General features: G+C 74.6%; 20 protein-coding genes. 7 read left to right on the forward strand and 13 right to left on the reverse strand.

Annotated elements, in window-relative coordinates:
* The first annotated feature begins 4 nt into the window (after positions 1-4).
* Positions 5-667 (forward strand): dienelactone hydrolase family protein, encoded by a 663-nt coding sequence (locus tag F8274_RS12545; RefSeq protein ID WP_151462516.1) that lies wholly within the window; start codon positions 5-7, stop codon positions 665-667.
* Positions 668-687: 20 nt separating this feature from the next.
* Here the strand turns inward: F8274_RS12545 and F8274_RS12550 are convergent, their stop codons facing one another.
* Positions 688-1791, reverse strand: coding sequence for an AI-2E family transporter (locus F8274_RS12550; RefSeq protein ID WP_151462477.1), 1104 nt, complete (start codon positions 1789-1791; stop codon positions 688-690).
* A 129-nt stretch (positions 1792-1920) separates the two neighbouring features.
* Between F8274_RS12550 and F8274_RS12555 the strand changes: the two genes are divergently transcribed.
* The 3 genes from F8274_RS12555 (at position 1921) to F8274_RS12565 (ending at position 3744) form a co-directional block, all read left to right on the forward strand.
* Positions 1921-2100: an antitoxin gene (locus F8274_RS12555; protein WP_151462478.1), complete on the forward strand. Its 180-nt coding sequence runs from the start codon at positions 1921-1923 to the stop codon at positions 2098-2100.
* A 184-nt stretch (positions 2101-2284) separates the two neighbouring features.
* Positions 2285-3514, forward strand: coding sequence for a cytochrome P450 (locus F8274_RS12560; RefSeq protein ID WP_225853756.1), 1230 nt, complete (start codon positions 2285-2287; stop codon positions 3512-3514).
* The gene (locus F8274_RS12565; protein ID WP_151462480.1) at positions 3511-3744 is read left to right on the forward strand and encodes a ferredoxin; all 234 of its coding nucleotides are present in this window, start codon (positions 3511-3513) and stop codon (positions 3742-3744) included. Before F8274_RS12560 ends, F8274_RS12565 begins: the two co-directional genes overlap by 4 nt.
* Positions 3745-3748: 4 nt before the next feature.
* Here F8274_RS12565 and F8274_RS12570 read toward each other — a convergent pair whose 3' ends face one another.
* On the reverse strand, positions 3749-4651 hold the full coding sequence (locus tag F8274_RS12570) for an SMP-30/gluconolactonase/LRE family protein (RefSeq protein WP_151462481.1): 903 nt from the start codon (positions 4649-4651) through the stop codon (positions 3749-3751).
* Positions 4652-4741: 90 nt separating this feature from the next.
* On the opposite strand from F8274_RS12570, the gene F8274_RS12575 reads away from it, so the two are divergent.
* Positions 4742-5203 (forward strand): Lrp/AsnC family transcriptional regulator, encoded by a 462-nt coding sequence (locus F8274_RS12575; RefSeq protein ID WP_151462482.1) that lies wholly within the window; start codon positions 4742-4744, stop codon positions 5201-5203.
* Between the two features lie 55 nt (positions 5204-5258).
* On the opposite strand, the gene F8274_RS12580 is transcribed toward F8274_RS12575, so the two are convergent.
* Entirely contained in the window at positions 5259-5852 is a 594-nt protein-coding gene (locus F8274_RS12580) for a hemerythrin domain-containing protein (protein WP_151462483.1), read from the reverse strand.
* Positions 5853-5997: 145 nt separating this feature from the next.
* On the opposite strand from F8274_RS12580, the gene F8274_RS12585 reads away from it, so the two are divergent.
* Complete coding sequence (locus F8274_RS12585; RefSeq protein ID WP_151462484.1) at positions 5998-7260, forward strand: alkaline phosphatase; 1263 nt, start codon at positions 5998-6000, stop codon at positions 7258-7260.
* Between the two features lie 51 nt (positions 7261-7311).
* Here F8274_RS12585 and F8274_RS12590 read toward each other — a convergent pair whose 3' ends face one another.
* The 9 genes from F8274_RS12590 to eccB form a co-directional block, all read right to left on the reverse strand.
* Positions 7312-7986, reverse strand: a complete 675-nt coding sequence (locus tag F8274_RS12590; RefSeq protein ID WP_151462485.1) for an HAD family hydrolase — start codon at positions 7984-7986, stop codon at positions 7312-7314.
* Between the two features lie 85 nt (positions 7987-8071).
* Positions 8072-8692 carry a C39 family peptidase gene (locus F8274_RS12595; protein ID WP_151462486.1) on the reverse strand — a complete coding sequence of 207 codons (621 nt, stop codon included), beginning with the start codon at positions 8690-8692 and terminating at the stop codon, positions 8072-8074.
* Between the two features lie 269 nt (positions 8693-8961).
* A complete protein-coding gene (locus F8274_RS12600) occupies positions 8962-9384 on the reverse strand; it encodes a pyridoxamine 5'-phosphate oxidase family protein (RefSeq protein WP_151462487.1) in 423 nt (140 codons plus the stop codon).
* A 50-nt stretch (positions 9385-9434) separates the two neighbouring features.
* A complete protein-coding gene (locus tag F8274_RS12605; protein WP_151462488.1) occupies positions 9435-9776 on the reverse strand; it encodes a YkvA family protein in 342 nt (113 codons plus the stop codon).
* A 61-nt stretch (positions 9777-9837) separates the two neighbouring features.
* Positions 9838-10674, reverse strand: coding sequence for a hypothetical protein (locus F8274_RS12610; protein ID WP_151462489.1), 837 nt, complete (start codon positions 10672-10674; stop codon positions 9838-9840).
* Between the two features lie 154 nt (positions 10675-10828).
* The gene (locus tag F8274_RS12615) at positions 10829-11260 is read right to left on the reverse strand and encodes a hypothetical protein (protein WP_151462490.1); all 432 of its coding nucleotides are present in this window, start codon (positions 11258-11260) and stop codon (positions 10829-10831) included.
* A gap of 176 nt (positions 11261-11436) precedes the next feature.
* Complete coding sequence (locus F8274_RS12620) at positions 11437-12708, reverse strand: WXG100 family type VII secretion target (RefSeq protein ID WP_151462491.1); 1272 nt, start codon at positions 12706-12708, stop codon at positions 11437-11439.
* Entirely contained in the window at positions 12701-13072 is a 372-nt protein-coding gene (locus F8274_RS12625) for a hypothetical protein (RefSeq protein ID WP_151462492.1), read from the reverse strand. The genes F8274_RS12620 and F8274_RS12625 overlap by 8 nt, the downstream gene beginning before the upstream one ends.
* Positions 13073-13189: 117 nt before the next feature.
* On the reverse strand, positions 13190-14656 hold the full coding sequence (gene eccB, locus F8274_RS12630; protein ID WP_151462493.1) for a type VII secretion protein EccB: 1467 nt from the start codon (positions 14654-14656) through the stop codon (positions 13190-13192).
* 162 nt (positions 14657-14818) lie between these two features.
* On the opposite strand from eccB, the gene F8274_RS12635 reads away from it, so the two are divergent.
* Positions 14819-15991 (forward strand): type VII secretion protein EccE, encoded by a 1173-nt coding sequence (locus F8274_RS12635; RefSeq protein ID WP_151462494.1) that lies wholly within the window; start codon positions 14819-14821, stop codon positions 15989-15991.
* Here the strand turns inward: F8274_RS12635 and eccD are convergent.
* Entirely contained in the window at positions 15975-17372 is a 1398-nt protein-coding gene (gene eccD, locus F8274_RS12640) for a type VII secretion integral membrane protein EccD (RefSeq protein WP_151462495.1), read from the reverse strand. The two genes, F8274_RS12635 and eccD, sit on opposite strands and share 17 nt — an antisense overlap.
* Between the last annotated feature and the right edge of the window lie 145 nt (positions 17373-17517).

The raw sequence follows: 17517 nt of genomic DNA on the forward strand, positions 1-17517 counted from the left end.
GGGTATGGGGGATGCGCGTGAGGTGAGCGTGCCGGTGGTGGACGGCGGGCTGGCCGCCGACGTGATCGTGCCGTCGGGGGCCGTGGGGGTGGTGTTGTTCGCGCACGGGAGCGGCAGTTCGCGGCACAGCCCGCGCAACGTGGCGGTGGCGCACGAGTTCAACGGGCGGGCGCTGGGCACCGTGCTGGTCGACCTGTTGACCCCGGAGGAGGACGAGCGGGACGCGGTCACCGCCGAGCTGCGCTTCGACATCGGGATGCTCGCCGAGCGGCTGGCCGCGATCGTGGACTGGATGGCCGGCGAGCCGACCCTGGGCCGGCTGCCGATCGGGCTGTTCGGGGCGAGCACCGGCGCGGCCGCCGCCCTGGTCGCGGCGGCCGCCCGGCCGGACCAGGTGGGCGCCGTGGTCTCCCGTGGCGGCCGCCCGGACCTGGCCGGCAGCTCGCTCTCGGCGGTACGCGCCCCGACGCTGCTGATCGTCGGTGGGCTGGACGAGCAGGTGATCGTGCTGAACGAGCAGGCCGGGGCGGAGCTGGGCGATGTCGCCGAGCTGCGGATCGTGCCCGGCGCCACCCACCTCTTCGAGGAGCCGGGCACCCTGGAACAGGTGGCCGACCAGGCCGGGACCTGGTTCACCACCCACCTGCGCCAGCCACACCCGGCCTGACCAGGCGGGAGCCGCGCGGGTCAGTCGGGCCGGGCGGCTCGGTGGCGTTGCACGGTGTCCAGCACCCGCCAGGTGACCGCGGCGATCGGCACCGAGACGAATGCGCCCGCGATGCCGGCGATCAGCGTGCCGGCCGTGACCACCACCAGGATGACCGCCGGGTGGAGCTGGACCTGCCGTTTCATCACCAGCGGCTCCAGCAGGTTGCCCTCGATCTGCTGCACGGCGATCACCGCGGCCAGGGTGAGCAGGGCGGTGGTGGGGCCGTTGGCGGCCAGGGCGACCAGCACCGCGATCGCGCCGGCCACGGTGGCGCCGATGATCGGCACGAAGCCGCCGAGGAAAGTGATCAGCGCGAGGGGCAGGGCCAGCGGGACGCGCAGCACCACCAGCGCCAGCCCGATGCCGATCGCGTCGATGGCCGCGATGATCATCGTGCCCCGGCTGTACGCGCTCAGCGTCCGCCAGCCGGCCCGGCCCGCCTCGGCGGTCACGTCGCGGCGCGGGCCGGTCATCCGGCGCAGCACCCAGTGCCACATCGACCGGCCGTCCTTGAGCAGGAAGAAGAGCAGCACCAGGCCGAGCAGGATCGAGCCGGCCACCTCGGCGGCCGTCCGGGCCCCCGCGACCGGGTCGGGGGCGCTGCCGCTCAGTCCCTCCCGGATCTGCGTGATCTGGCGGTCGAGCTGTTCGTCGGTGACCGGCAGGCTGGAGGTGACGAAGTCGCGGCTGCGCTCCAAGCCCTGGTCGAGTTGCTGGCTCAGCTCGCCGAACTGGCTCGCGGTCAGGTTCCACACGAGCGCGCCGACGCCGAACAGGACACCGAGCAGCAGCAGGACGCTGAGCAGGGCGGCCAGCGCCCGCGGCACCCGGAGCCGGCGCAGCCCGAGCAGCACGGGGTCGAGCAGCGCGGTGAGGAAGAGCGTGCCGGCCAGCGCGACGGCCAGCGGGGCCAGCAGCACCGCGATCTTCCCGAGCAGCCAGAGCGCGGCGACCACCACCACGAGACAGGCGCTCCAGGTGACCGCCGTCCGTACCGGCCACGGCAGCCCGGCCCAGGCCTGCCGTGGGCCCGCCGCCCGGCTCCGTGCCGCCGGTTCCGGCGTCCCCGCGTCCTCGTCCACGTCGCCTCCTCGATCGTGGCCGTTGGTACCCGACGCACGCCAATCCGACACCCGGGCGCCTTCGGGACGCGGCGTGTTTGTGCCGCCGACCCCAGGGAAGGCATTCACGGTATCGAAGGGAGAACCGACATGAGCGACTTCATGGACAAGGCCAAGGACTTCGCCGACAAGCACGACAAGCAGGTCGACCAGGGGATCGAAAAGGGCGGCGACATGGCCGACAAGCGAACCCAGGGCAAGTACGACGAGAAGATCGACAAGGGCGTCGACATGGCGCAGCAGCGGACCGGCGAGGGCGACACCGGCTGACCGCATCCCGAGCCCGGGCCGTCCCACGTGGGCGGCCCGGGATCGTCGTGTCGGGACCGGAACGACCCTCTGGTCTCCATCGACGATTCTCGCTACGATCCGCAGTCGGGGCATGACTCAGCGTCGAGTCGTGCGGAGTCGACCCGCACCGCCCGCGGTGCCGTGGACGAGAGCGAGCCAGCCGGTGACCGACACTTCCCAGGCGACCATCCCGCAGCGCTACCCGTTCAACGCCCCTGTCCGGCTCGACCTGGACGCCCGCTACGCCGAGCTGCGCGAGCAGCCGCTGGTCCGGGTCCAACTGCCCTACGGCGAACCCGCCTGGCTGGCCACCCGGTACGCCGACGTGAAGACGGTGCTCGGCGACCCCCGGTTCAGCCGGGCCGCGTCGGTCGGGCGCGACGAACCCCGCAACACCCCGCGCCAGCAGGAGACCGGCATCCTCTCGATGGACCCGCCGGAGCACACCCGGCTGCGCCGGCTCGTGGCGAAGGCGTTCACCGCGCGCCGGGTCGAGGAGCTGCGGCCGCGCACCCGGGCGGTGGCCGACGAGCTGGTCGACGGGCTGCTCGCCGCCGGGCCGCCCGCCGACCTGGTGGCGCACCTGGCCACGCCGCTGCCCATCCGGGTGATCTGCGACCTGCTCGGCGTGCCCGTGTCCGATCAGGACAAGTTCCACACCTGGTCCGAGGCGATCGTCTCGACCACGTCGCTGGAGCCGGGGCTGGCCCAGCACTACCTCGACAACCTGCTCGCCTACATGGGCGCGCTGGTCGCCCGGCGCCGGGTCGAACCCGCCGACGACCTGCTCAGCGCCATGGTCCGGGCCCGGGACGAGAACGCCGACCGGCTCACCGAGCAGGAGATGGTCATCCTCGCCGCCGGGCTGCTCGCCGCCGGCCACGAGACCACCGTGACCCAGATCCCCAACATGGTGTACGTCCTGCTCACCACCCCCGGCGCCTGGGGCACCCTGCGGGACCGGCCGGAGCTGGTGCCGGCCGCCGTCGAGGAGCTGATGCGGTTCATCCCGCTCGGCGCCACGGCGGCCTTCCCCCGCTACGCCACCGAGGACGTCGAGCTGGGCGGGGTGCTGGTCCGGGCCGGCGAGCCGGTCGTGGTCAACATCGCGGCGGCCAACCGGGACGACACCGTCTTCGCCGACGCCGACCGGCTCGACCTGACCCGCGAGGTCAATCCGCACCTCGGCTTCGGGCACGGCGTGCACCACTGCGTCGGCGCTCAGCTCGCCCGCATGGAGCTGCGGGTGGTGCTGGAGACCCTGCTCGACCGGGCGCCGGGGCTCCGGCTGGCCGTGCCGGTGGAGGAGCTGACCTGGAAGAGCGGCCTGCTGGTGCGGGGCCTGCTGGCCATGCCGGTGGCCTGGGGAGCCGGGCCGGGGGAGGGCGCGTGAGCGGAGTGAGCGAGTGGCGGCTGCACGTCGACCCGACCCGGTGCATCGGTTCGGGGATCTGCGCCGGGGTGGCGCCGGGGCACTTCGTGCTGGTCGACGGGCTGTCCCGGCCGGTGGCCGAGCGGATCGCCGCCGACGAGTCGGTGCTGGACGCGGCGGAGTCCTGCCCGCTGGAGGCGATCGTCGTCTCCGAGGTGGACAGCCTCCGGCGGATCGCCCCGGAAGGCTGACCGGTCACCAGCCGGGGTAGCGCGCGCCGTTCACGTTGACCCGCAGGCTGAACAGCGAGCTGGAGGCGCAGATGTAGAGCTGGTTGCGCTTCGGGCCGCCGAAGGTGAAGTTCGCGACCACCTCCGGCAGGTGCAGCTTGCCGAGCAGCGTGCCGTCCGGGTCGAAGCAGTGCAGCCCGTCGTGCGCCGCCGCCCAGACCCGGCCGGCGTCGTCGAGGCGTACGCCGTCGAAGGAGCCGGCGTCACAGGTGGCGAAGACCTCGCCGCCGCGCAGCGCGCCGCCCCCGGTCACCGTGAACCGGCGCAGGTGCTTCGCCCGGGTGTCGACCACGTAGAGCAGGGACTCGTCGGGGTGGAACGCCAGCCCGTTCGGCTGCCCGAAGTCGTCGGCGACCAGGCGCACCTCGCCGTCGTGCGGGTCGACCCGGTAGACGTGGTTGCCGCCGATCTCGCTCTCGGCCCGGTGGCCCTCGTAGTCGCTGTCGATGCCGTAACTCGGGTCGGTGAACCAGATCGAGCCGTCGGAGTGCTCGACCACGTCGTTGGGGCTGTTCAACCGCTTGCCGCGCCAGCGCTCGGCGAGCACCGTGTCGGTGCCGTCGGCCTCGGTCCGGGTGACGCGCCGGGCGCCCTGCTCGCAGCTCACCAGCCGCCCCCGCCGGTCGACGGTGTGCCCGTTGGCGTAGCCGGCCGGCTGCCGGAACACCCCGACCGCGCCGGTGGTCTCGTCCCAGCGCAGCAGCCGGTCGTTGGGGATGTCGCTGAAGACCAGGTAACGCCCGGCGGGGAACCAGGCCGGGCCCTCCAGCCAGCGGCCACCGGTCCAGAGGCACTCCGTCCACTCGTCGCCGTTGACCCGGCGGAACCGCTCGTCCCGCACCTCGAACCGCGTCCTGAACCGATCCACGCCGACCGCCTCCACTTGTGACTGACGTTCGGGCCGACGCTAACATGACCGAACGAGAATCAGCGATGAGGCAGAACACCGAACGGAGATGTGGTCGTGGACGACGTGGACCGGAAGCTGCTCGCGGCGCTGCAACACGACGCGACCCAGTCGTACGCGACGCTGGCCGGGGCGGTCGGGCTGTCCACCGGGGCGGTGCACGAGCGGGTGCGCAAACTGCGCGAGCAGGGCGTGATCCGGCGGACCACCGTGGACGTCGACCCGGCCGCGGTCGGGCGCGGCGTGCTGGCGTTCGTGCTGGTGGAGGCGAATGCCTGGATGGGCGACCGGCCCACCCGCGAGGCGCTCGCCGCGCTGCCGGAGGTGGAGGAGGCGCACGTGATCGCCGGCCCCGCCTCGCTGCTCGTGAAGATCCGGGTCGGCACTCCGGAGCAGCTCCAGGCCAGCCTGCGCCGGCTGTTCCAGGTGGAGGGCGTCACCGGCACGCAGACGGTGGTGGTGCTGGAGAGCTTCTTCCAGCGCCCGCCCGACCCGTACCCCCACGCCCCCTGACACACCGCGGCGGCCACGCCCCCCGTGCCGGAAGCGTGGCCGCGACGGCCGGTGGTCAGGACTTCTCGCGCAGCTCCCGCATCGAGGTGGGCCGGCCACTGAGCGCGTCGCGCATCCGGTCGACCAGGCCGGCGCCCGGGGCGAGCAGCCTGTTCGCCGGCGGGTGGTCCGGCGCGGCCGGGTGCGGCCGGGTCGGCGCCGACTTCTTCGCCGCCTCCACCTTGCCGGCCAGCTCGACCAGTTCCTCCCTCGCGCAGGCCGCGCGCAACCGGGGGAAGAGGTCGTTCTCCTCGTCGCGCACGTGGTGCCTGATCGTCGCCGTGAGGTGGGCCAGCAGCTCGTCGAAGCGCGGGTCGGAGGGGTCCACCGACTCCAGTTCCTTCATGGTCCGCTCGGCGTCGGCGTGCTCGGAGATCTCGTGCTCGGCGAGCTGGTCGCCGTCGGGAAGCGCCTTGCGGGCGGCCGGGTAGACGTGGGCCTCCTCGGCCACCGCGTGCCGGACCAGCTCCGCGATCATCACGTCGGCGAGCTGCCGGCGGTGCTCCGGGGTGCCCTGCCGGCTCTCCAGCTCGACGAAGATCGCCTCGACCTCGTGGTGGTCCGTCATCAGGACGTCGACGACGTCCCGCTCCGTATCTGCGTCGGTCATCTCAACAGCCCCTTATCGGTGGGTTGCGGAACGGCTCGTCTGGCCACTACCCCCGGGCGGACGGTCCAACCAGGCAACTGCCGTTGCCCGAGGCGACAAGAGTCCCGGCAACGGCCGCCCAGCGTTCCATCCGCCAGGAGGACCCGTGACTTTCCGTTCCAGCCGCTGGCTGCTCGCCCCCGTCGTCGCGGGGGTGGTGGCCGCCGCCGGACTGAGCCTGGCCAACCCGATCACCGACGCCGACGCCGGTGCGGCGAAGGGCAAGGCCCGCAACGTCATCTTCATCAACGGCGACGGCATGTCCGCCGCCCAGCGCGAGGCGGCCCGCCTCTACCTGGCCGGGCTCGACGGCCAGCTCACCATGGACAAGCTGCCGTACTCCGGCCAGCTCACCACCAGCCCGCACGACCCGAAGACGCCGATCACCGACTCGGCCGCGGCGGCCACCGCCTGGGCCACCGGCGAGAAGACCTACAACGGCGCGATCAGCGTCGACGTGGACGGCAACCCGCTGCCCACCCTCGGCGCGCAGGCCAAGGCGGCCGGCAAATCCACGGGCCTGGTCACCACGGCCCAGGTCACCGACGCCAGCCCGGCCGCGTTCTTCGCCAACACCGCCGACCGCGGCGTGCAGGACGAGATCGCCCGGCAGTACCTGGACGTCACCCAGCCGGACGTGATCCTCGGCGGTGGCGAGGACTGGTGGCTGCCGGCCGGCAACGCCGGCGCGTACCCGGACAAGCCCGCCGAGGACCCGTCCGAGGCCAGCAAGGGCACCAAGGGCGACCTGATCGCCACGGCCAAGGCCAAGGGCTACCGGTACGTCTCCACCGCCGCGCAGCTCCAGGCCGCCAAGGGCGGCAAGCTTCTCGGTCTCTTCGGCAACGAGGAGCTGTTCCAGCAGCGGGCCGAGGGCCAGGGCGACGTCTACGCCCCGCCGGCCAGCCTGGCCACGATGACCGAGAAGGCGCTCTCGACGTTGTCGACGAACAAGAAGGGCTTCTTCCTCCTCGTCGAGGAGGAGGGCATCGACGAGTTCGCCCACGACAACAACGGCACCCGGATGCTCCAGGCGCTCGGCGAGCTGGAGAAGGCCGTGGCGGTCGCCCGCAACTTCGCGGCCTCCCACCCGGACACCCTCGTCGTGGTGACCGGCGACCACGAGTGCGGCGGCCTGACCGTCGAGGACACCGCGACCTCCGACGAGTCCGGTGACGGCATCTCGGCCGAGGACGGGCCGTTCCCGATCAAGGGCAGCAGCCAGACCTTCAACCTGGACTGGACGACCAGCGGTCACACCGGCGCCGACGTGCCGGTGACCGCGTACGGGCCGCTGGCCGAGCAGTTCACCGGCAAGCACCCGAACACCCACGTGCACGACGTGCTGTCCCAGATCCTCACCCGCTGACCTCCGGCTCCCGGCGCCCTCCCGTCCCCGTGGCGGGAGGGCGCCGCCGGGTCAGCGCCCCCGCGCCGGCTCGCGCAGCAGGTCGGGCAGCTCGCCGAGCGCGGTGAGCGCCCGGCCGGCCCAGGCCGGGTCGCTGTCGTTGTGCTCGGTGGTCCGGACCACCGTCATGCCGACCGCCGCGGCGCCGGCCAACTCGCCGTCGGCGCCGTCGCCGACGAAGACGCAGTCGGCCGGCTCGACGCCGAGGCGTTCGGCCGCCAGCCGGTAGATCGCCGGGTCGGGCTTGGCCAGGCACACGTCGCAGGAGAAGACCGCCACGTCGAAGCGGCGGGCCACCTCGGTCGACGGCCACGCCTCGGCGGTCTCCGCGGTGGCGTTGCTGACCAGCCCGATCGGGTGGCCGTCGGCGCGCAGCGCGTCCAGCACCGCGACGGTCGACGGCGGGACGCGGGCCAGCAGCCGCCGGGCCAGTGCCCGGCGGTGCGCCGCCGCCCGGGCCACCTGCTCCTCGGTGGGCGCGCCGCCGAGCCGCCGGGCCAGGACGCGGACGGTCTCCGCCGCGTCCCAACGGGTCATCCGGTCCCGCCAGGTGGCGTGGTACGCCTCGACCAGCGCGGCCGGCTCCACCCCCACCATGAGCGCCATCTCACCGACCACCCGGTCCCGCTCGGGGTCCCCGCCGGGCACCAGGGTGTGGAACAGGTCGAAGATCACCGGTCGCGGCACGGTCAGACTCTAGCGGGACCGTCCGGGGCCGGGGACGCAAAGGGCCGGCCTCCCGCTCGGGGAGACCGGCCCTGGCTCGGTTCGGTCAGGAGCTGTAACCGCGGCCGGCGATCCAGTTGGCCAGCTCGGTCACGTCCATCCAGTACGTCGGCTCGTTCGGGCTGGCCGGGTCGGCGATCAGCACCGTGTTGCCGTCGTCCTTGTACTGCACCACGGTCAGGTAGTGGCCGGGGTAGCTGTGCTCGACACCGTCGATGTCCAGCGCGCCACCCAGGATGTTGGCGACGACCGGCCGGTCCTGGTCGACGGCGGCCCTGACGTCCGCCCGCAGGCGCTCGACCTGCTCCTTGGTGGCCACGTCGTCCCGGATCTCGGTGGTCTTGTACTTGCCGCCGGTGTACTCGTTGAGCACCCGGGTGATGTCGAGGGCCGAGTCGGTGCCGTTCTCGGTGGTGCCCAGCTTGGCGGCCAGCTCGTCCTGGCTGACCTCCTTGCCCTCGGCCGACAGCGCGATGCGGGTCGAGGCCGGGCCGCAGTAGAAGAAGTTGGGCTGCGCCTCGTACTCGTAGCCGGCGCTGCGCTCGCCCTTGCCCTTGAGGGCGGCCGACGGGGCGGCCTGCGCCGCCACGGCCGGACCCACGACGGTCCCGCCGCACATCACCAGGCCGGCGACGGACAGCATGCTCTTACGGAAGATCGAGTTCATGTCGAAGCTCCATTCGGGGGTTGACGTCTCCGGGTTTCGGAGACGCGGCACCGGGAGTGGCGCTCGGCGTGCCTCGGGGGATCTCGGTGCGCACTGGAGGCGCTGCCCCACTCGCTCACCGGGGGCGGCGGGCCGGCTGCCCGCTCGCTCGTATCGCTCGTACGGAAGGTGCAACGGACCGCTGCCGGTCCCGATTTCCGCAGGTGGCGGCCGTCACGGTTTAACCGGACATCGCGCGCGGGTCGGTCATCGACGCGGTGACCGGCGGGTCAGGTGGTGACCGTGGGAAGGCTGCCGAGGAGGCGGGTCACGGCGATCTCGATGACGACCCGCTGCGGATTCGGACGGGGGGTGCGGTAACGGACGGCGTACCGCCGCTCGGCCTCCGCCACCGACTCCGGGTCGGTGCGCAGCACCGCCCGGCCCTCCACGGTCAGCCACCAGCGGCCGTCGAGGTGGCACACCGCCACGGGCGTGCCCGCCGCGCCGGCCGCCGCGACGTGCCGGGCCTTCGCCGAGGCACCCGACGTGATCACGCGGGCCAGGCCGGCGTCCGCGTCGAAGGTGACCCCCACGGGTACGACGTGTGGGGTGCCGTTCGCGCGCAGCGTGGTCAGCGTGGCGAGATGCCGGTCCCGGAAGAACCGGGCGACCCGCTCGTCATGTGGGTCCAGCCGGTGGTCGCCCGCCATGTGCCGTCCTCGGTGCCGCTCGTGCGGGCCGACCGCCGGCCCCGCGCCGATCATGACACGGGGCGGTGCTCCCGGCCCGTGCCCGGCGGGGAGTCCGACCGGTCGGGCAGCGCCCGCTGCGCGGCCCGGTGCTTCGCGGCCAGCCGGCCCAGGTAGATCAGCGCCCCGGCCAGCACGCCCATGTCGTCCAGGTAGATCGGGTCGGGGAGCACATCCACCGGCAGGATCGTGTAGATCAGCGCGCCGTAGAAGGCGACCTTGCCGCCGACCCCCAGCGCGCCCAGCATGCGACGGGTGCGGACCACCCGGACGGCCAGCAGCACCGCCCCGACCAGCGTCGCCAGCGCGGCGATGGCGGCGAGCACGACGAGTATCCAGGCTTCACGGGACACCAGGTCACGCTAACCGAGCCGGGCCAGCTCCGCCTTCTCCGCCGTCCGGGTGTCCGGCGCCTCAGTACGCCGGGACGGCCGCCCGCCCCCGGGCCACCGGGGTCAGCTCACGGGTGACCTCGGCCGCCCGGGTGGAGGTCGGCAGCTCACGGGTGGCCTCCGGCCCGGTGAGGTCCACGATGGACAGCGCCGGCTGCGCGTCGGTGACCGGTCGGGTCGCCGCGTACGCCTCGTCGCGCAGGCTCCGCGCGGCGGCGGCGGCCAGCTCGGCGGCCCGCCAGGCAGCCTGCTCCCGCTCCCGGGCGGCCTCCTGCCGGGCGCGGAGGTTGTCCCGGACCAGCCGGCGCAGCAGCAGCTCCTGCTCGACCGGGTGCCGGCTCGGATCCCAGCCCTGGTGGCCGAGGATGTCGCTGAGCTGCTGCACGGTGATCTCCTTGCGCCACTGGGCGTCCAGCGCCGCCCGGTGCAGCCAGCGCTCCCGGTCCACGTACTCGGCGGGCGTCCGGGCGGTCCGGGGCAGGGGCAGCGCCGCGGCGGCGGCCAGCCGGCGGACGTCCTCCTCCGCCGCCTCGTACGCCCGCCACGCCTCCTCGACCTCCTCCTGCGCGGCCAGCCACTCGGTCCGGCGCCGCTCGGCGGTCGCCGCCGCCCGCGACGCGGCCACCGCCACCTCCTGCGCGTACCGGGACTGCTCCCGGGCGTGCTCACGGGCCTGGGCGGCCAGCTCGATGCTGCTCGGCCGGGCGGCCTCGCTGATCCGGTCGCCGAACACCGACCGGAACCGGTTCGGGCGGACGATCAGGGCGGCGACCACGATCGCCGCCACGGCGAGCAGGGCCAGCCAGATCACGGCGGCTCGGGGAACGTCGGGCAGGACGGTGGAGAAGACGGTCTGCATCACCAGCACCTCGTGGTGGAACGGTCGGAGTCAACGGTCGGGGCCCGGTCGACGGGCGGTCGTGGCGGCACGCGACGGGGTCGCGGTAGCACTACGACGGGGGGAGCGGTGGGCGCGGTCGAGGGGCGCCCGGGGCGTACCCGGGTCGGCGCGGTCAGGCGCGCGGCGGCCCGCGGCGGGCGATGGCGGCCCGGCCGGGGTCGGCGGCGGCCATGACGGCGGAGTCCGCCACGACGGCCGCGTCCGCCACCGGTGCGGAGGCGTCGGTGACGGCCCGGTGCGGCGGCCCGGTCAGGGCCGGCGCGGCGAGCGGGTGCCGGACGGGCGAATCGGCGGCGGGCCGGATGCCGGACGCCCCGGTGGCCGGCCGACCGACCGGGCCCACGTCGACGGGGGCGGCGGCCGGAAGGTCGACCCGGAGGTCGACGGCCGGGCGGGCCGCCGCGGTCGGGTGGAGGTGGTCGGCGGCCGGCGTGGCGGCCGGACCGGTGACGCCGGCGATGAGCGCGAGGGCGGTCACCGCCGTGCGGGCGATCCTGCGCAGCGTGGCCGTCCAGAGGGAGGAGGCGAACGCTACGGGCAGCACCGTTTCAACCTATCGGTCAGCTCCGCCTCGTGCAGCTCGACGATCTTTCCGGTCGACGTGACCCGTCCCACGATTCGCTGTGGACGAACCCGGTCCCGCAGGGCGGCCGGCGCGGGGGTGGACGCGAAACGGCGCGGCGCCCCGGTGGGGGACGCCGCGCCGTCGTGAACCTGCGGTCAGTTGCCGCCGAGCACCGGCGGCGGTGCCGCCTCGCCGTCGGACCAGACCATCTCGTCCTCGGTCAGCCAGGTCAGCCGGCCCTCGGACTCGTCGTCCTCGGTGCCACGCGCGCCCAGCACACCGTTGCGGCCGGCCATCGCGGGCCGCCCGGTCGCGCCGCCCTTGCCGGTGGAGCGGCTCTCCGTCTCGACCGTCACGCCGCGCCCCGAGGCCAGGCGGCCGGTGCCGGCGGCCGACCGGTTCTCGGCGCCGATCCCGCCGACCCGGCCGGAGGTCGCCGAGCCGCCACCCGAGCCGGCCAGCGACCCGGTGCCGCCCAGCACGCCGGGCGTGCCGTAGAACGAGCCGCCGCCCCCGGCGGTCGGCAGGGTCGCGTTGGTGCCGCCGAGCCCGGGGCCCGCCGCCAGGCCGGTGGTCGGGCCGGTCGCGGTCAGCGGGGCCGCACCGGCGAGCGAGGTGCCGGTCGGCTCGACCGTGCCGCCCGCGCCGATGGTGCCCGGGGTGCCCGCGCCGGGCTGGCCGCCGGTCGTGCCGCCGCCCGTCGTGTCGCCGCCCACCGTGCCGCTGCCCGGGGCGGTGTGGTGCACGCCCGAGGTGCTCGCGGTGGCGTTCGCCGCGGGACCGAAGCTGCCCACGCCCGGCCCCGCCGACGGCGTGCTCACCGAGGGGCCGCTGCGCAGCGTCGGGTTCGTCGGGTCGCCGTCACCCGGGAGCCCCGAGTCCGGCGCCTCCGGCACGACGATCCGGCCGTAGGCCGAGAAGTCGTAGCCCTCGGCCAGCTTGGCGACGACCTGCACCATCCGCTGGTGCGCCTTCTCCTGCTCGGCCTTGTCCTGCTCGTGGCCGACGATGCCGCCGACCAGCGCGCCCGGCACACCACCGACCAGGAAGCCCTTGCCGGCGCCGGAGAGCAGCTTGTCGTTGTCGTCGGTCTCCTCGGGGCTCTCCGCCTTCGCCTGGGCGGTGCGCAGCTCGCTGGCCATCATGTCGAGGCCCTGCCGGATGCCCGTCATGCCCTCGGCCAGGTTGCCCGAGTAGTCGGCGACCAGGTTGAGCCGGCGGTGGAACTCGCGGGCGGCGTCACCCGTCCAGGTCTTCAGCAGCGCGTCCAGGTCGGCGGTCAGATCCCGGCTGAGGTCGTCGAGGGTGCCCTTCATCGACGTCCACTGGGCGCTCAGCCCGTCGATCTGCTTCGGGTCACCGGCGTTGACGCCCTGGTAGAGCTCCTTGTGGCTGACGTGCTCGTAGCGCTGGGTGTATTCAGACACGCGGATCCTCTCCCTTCGGCTTCATCGCCTCGGTCAGCCCGGAGAGAGCGGCGACGATGTCGGCCGCGGCGGCGGCGTTGCGTGCCTCGGCCGTCCGGTAGTTGGTCATGATGCTCTTGGTGGCCTTCTGGGCGGCCACGATCGCCCGCCGCAACCGCTCGACGTGGTTGGCGTAGCTCTGATGCGTCTCGGAGTAGCGACGGGAGTTGTCGTTGGCGTCGGTGAACGTGCCGAGTGCCGGCGGCCGGCACTGCATCTCGGTGTTGAGCTTCTTCAACACCGACTCCGCCTCGCTCAGCCGGCGCTCGAGCCGCTGGTGGAAGTCCTCCAAGGACAGTACGTCCACTGTCGTGCGCCCGGTCATGGCTGCATCCCCGTAGTCATCGTCGAGAACCGTTGGCCACGTTCAGGTTAGTCGACACGGGCCAGCCAGGGCGACCCGTCATCCGGCCCTATCCACTTCGGACCGTGCCCGCCCCGGTCATCCGCCCTGCGCAGGCGCCGTGTCGTCGCCCGGTCCGGAGGTCGCGCCGCCGCTCGGCACCGCACCCTCATCGAACTGGTTCATCGCGTCCGCGCGCTCCAGGGTCGGCCCGGTCGGCACCAGCGCCAGCAGGGACGCGGGCACCGCGAGCGGGCTCACGTCGCCGTATCCCAGGGCGCTCTTCGCGTCGCCGGAGGCGGTGCCGAGCGGGTAACGGACACCCTGCGCGGTGATCAGGTAGACCGTCGAGCCGGCCGCCGCCTTGCCGGTCTCCCCGGCGGTGGCCTGCACCAGCACCCCCTTGCCGCCGGGCAGCAGCACGCTCTCGGCCGTCCGGACGGCGTCCCGGTCGCTCTGCCGCGCCGCCACCCCGGTCGACGCGGTCAGCTCGGCCGGCGGCTGGTCGAAGACCTCCAGCGTGGTGGTCGGCTGGCCGGCCGGCCCGGAGCGGTACGTGGCGCAGAGCACCGTCCGCCCGGCGCGGACCTCGTGCACGGTGGGCAGCCGGTCCGGCAGGCCCTCGGCCTCCAGCCGCTGGTCGGTGAGGAGCTGGCCGGCCTGGTCCGGCGTGATGTCGGTGACCTGGCCGCCGCCGCCGAGCAGCAGCAGCGCGGTGACCTCCCGGATCGCCACCAGGCCCTGCTTGGCCAGCACGTAGTACTGGCCGGCGGCCCGGTAGACCTGGCCGACCCGGGCCGGGCGGTCGCCCACCGTCAGCCCGCTCGGGTCACCCTCGCCGTCGATGGTCGGCTTGCGCAGTGCCGGGCCGACCGGCACCGCGTTGAGCAGCTGCTGGCCGACCGTGAGGGTGGTCGCGCCGGCCATCTTCAACGCCACCAGCGCCTGCTCGTCCCCGACCACCCGCAGCCGCGCGCCGCCGGTGAGCAGGTAACGCGCGTCGTTCAGCTTGACCAGGACCGCCCGGTCGGTGAGCGGGGTGCCGCCGGGCAGCGGCCGGTCGATCACCAGGCGGGTGGTGGAGCGCTGCGGGTCGTTCGGGTCGGGCACGTCGCACACCGACCATGGGAGCCCGACCAGCGACTTCCGGTCCGGCACGGCGTCCGGCGCGCCCACGATGCCGACCGCCCGGCCCCGCGGCCGGTCCTTGATCGAGGCCTGGGACATGGTGCGGACCGGCGCGCCGGCGTCGTTGAGGATGAGCCGGGCCGAGGCGTAGTTGAGCGTCGGGTGCAGCACCTTGTCGTCGGTGAAGACGTAGGTCGCCCCGGTCTCCCGCTCGATCACCAGCGTGTTCGGCTCCAGCGGGGCGGAGTTGCTGGTGAACTGCCCGTACGCCCCCGCGCCGCCCAGCACGACCGCGGCCGCGATGACGCTGCCGAACACCGCCATGCCGAGGCGCCGCATCGGCAGGTCGTTGGTCTCCGGGTCGCCGGAGAGCAGCGCCGAGACGATCCGGCGGGTGACGAAGCGGTACGCCTGCACCTGATCGCGGCGGGTCCGCATGACTAACCTCCGGCAGGGGTGGGTCCGCGGCGATCAGGTCCGAACTCCGCCGCGGGCTTCCCTACGATAAGGGGCCGTCGACGGTTCACCGGGACCCCGCCCGCCACCCGGCGACCCACCGCACCGGCGGATGCCCAGGATGTCCAGAAGGGACGCTCACCGATGACCCAGGTCCAGGCGCCACCCGGTCGTACGGCCACCGCCTCCGCCGCGCCGGCGGACCGACCGGTCGCCCCGGTCGACCGGCGCCGGCGCGGCCGGCTCGGTCCGGTCGTCGTCGGCCAGCTCGTGGTGCTGGAGTGCGCCGCGCTCGCCGTCTGGTTCGCCACCGGCGGCCCGGCCTGGCTGCTCGGCGTCGTCGCCGCGCTGGCGCTGCTGGCCGTGGTGGCCGCCTTCGCCCGGCGCGGCGGCCGGTGGTGGTACGAGGACCTCATGCTCCGCCGCCGGCTGCGCCGCCGCCGCGACCGGGCCCGGGGCGCCGCGCCGGCCGGCGACCCGCGGCTGGCCGCGCTCGCCCCGGAGCTGTCCGTCGTCGAGCTGACCGAGCGCGGCACCCGGCTCGGCATCGGCCAGGACGACCGGGGCTGGTTCGCCGCCGTCGCGCTGACCGGCCGGCCCGGCGCCCCGGCCGGGTCGGTCGAGGCGGCGACGGTGGACCGGGCGCTCGCGGTGCTCGCCGAATTCTCCGGGCCGGTCACCCAGACCCAGGTCGTCTCGCACACCCTGGTGTGGTACCCCTCGCCGGGCGCGCCCCCGGCCGCGCACCGCACGGTCTGGGTGGCGCTGCGCCTGTCGGTCGCCGACGCCCGCGCCGAGACGGTGAGCCGGGGCGGCGGCATGCACGGCGTGCACCGCACGGTCGCGGCCGGCGTCGGCCGGCTCGGCAAGGCCCTCAACGCCGCCGGCCTCGGCCACCGGGTGCTCGGCCGGGACGAGCTGCACGCGGCGGTCGTCTCCGGCGCCGGCCTCGACCTGGCCCCGGAGCCACCGGTGGAGAGCTGGAACAGCCTGCGCGGCGGTGGCTGGACCCAGCGCTGCCTGGCGCTGCGGGTCCGCCCCAACGGCTCGCTGGGCGCGCTGGTGGACGCGGTGACCGCCACCTCCGCCCCCTCGCACACTGTGGCGGCCGTGGTGCTCCCCGGCGGCCGGCAGCTCCCGCCGCTGCTGCGGGTGGCCGCCATGGACGGTCACGCCGAGGCGCTGGTGAAGGCGGTCCGGGACGTGGCCCGCCGCTCCGGCGTGCCGGCCCGCCCGCTCGACGGCCAGCACGGCCCGGCCGTCTACGCCACGGCGCCGGTGGGCACCGCGATGGGCACGGTCACGGTCGAAGGTTGACGATCCAGCCGTAGAGGCCGCACACCCAGACGGCCAGCGGCACCAGGGCGACGATCAGCAGGATCTCGACGATGTCGAGGGTGCGGCCCCAGACCGGCGAGATCCGCTTGCCCGCCACGGTGAGCCCGTAGATCAGGCTGATCACGGCGACCACCAGCAGGCCGCCCAGGATCAGCCCGAGCCGGACCGGGAGCGGGTTGGCGCCGAAGGTGGCCGCCGCGGCCAGCCCGAGGCCGAGGGTGCCGGCGAGGAGCACCGGGGTGCGCTGGCCGCGGCCCAGGAACGGGCGGACCCGCAGCAGCGCCAGCAGGGCCAGCACCAGGCAGAGCAGCACGGCGGGCAGCCGGCCGTTGTCGGCGAGCACCACCTCGCCGCCGAGCACCAGCACCGAGACCGTCCAGAGCAGGCCGGTGAGGAACGCGTCGGCGCGCTCGCTGTTGCGCAGCACCTGCGGGCCGTCCACCGACTCGGTGTCGCTCTTCAGGTCGTCCGGGCCGGTCGGGATCGACGGCACCGGCAGCCGGGCCAGCCGGTAGGAGATCATCGGCAGCGCCGGCAGGGCGCCGAACGCCACCGTCGCCACCACCGCGGCGGCGGCCGCCGCCCCGATGTCGAAGGCCAGGCAGAGCGCCGCGCCGAAGCCGACCGCCACACCCACCCCGACCGCGCCGAGGAAGAGCGGCAGCCGGTCCCCGACGGCCAGCGCGGCGACCGCGCCGAAGAGCACCACCGCGGTCGCGGCGAGCAGCACGTGCGGGCTGGCCAGCTCGGCGAGCCGCCGGTCGCCGGCGAGGACCAGCAGGCCGCCGATCGCGGCGTAGCCGAGGCCCCCCATGGCCAGCAGGGCGCCGGTCCGGCTGTCGCCGGCCGCCCGGGAGAGCACCGCGGCGCTGATCAGCAGGGCGACCGCGACCACCAGCGCGGCGAGCGCGCCGGGCAGCTGCGGCGGGCCGGCGAACAGCGTGGCCGCCGCGCCGGCCGCCAGCGCCCCACCGGCGAAGAGCACCGAGAACGCCCGCGTGGTGCCGACCTGCCAGGCGCCGGCCCGCTGGCTGGTCGCCGTGGCGACCGCGTCCACCACGTCGTCGAAGACGATCTCGGGCGCGGCGGCGGCGCGCGGGTTGAAGTAGAGCACCTCGCCGTCGCGGACGCCGAGCTGCGCGGCGGTGCGGCCGCCGTCGAGCGGCTGACCGCCCAGCCGGGACAGGCTCCAGCCGCCGTGCCGCACGCCCTCGTCGGCGAGATCCTCGCCGGCGTAACGCAGCAGCGTCGGCAGCAGGTCGGCCAGCGGCACGTCGGACGGCAGCGCCAGATCCATCCTGGTCCGCGGCGCCACGATGGTGATCCGGCTCAGTCCGCCGGTCGCCGTTTTCGTCGCCACAGTGGCCTCCTCGTGCTCGCCTACGATCCACCTCGGCCGCCCGCGCCGCCCCCGTGGGTCCACGGCGCCTCCGGGAGATTACCTACGATGGCGGTCGCACAGGTTGCCCACCCGACGACTCGGGTGCGTCGGCCGATGACGAGCA

The sequence above is a fragment of the Micromonospora sp. AMSO31t genome, from assembly GCF_008868175.1.
In the GTDB taxonomy this organism is placed as follows: Bacteria; Actinomycetota; Actinomycetes; order Mycobacteriales; family Micromonosporaceae; genus Micromonospora.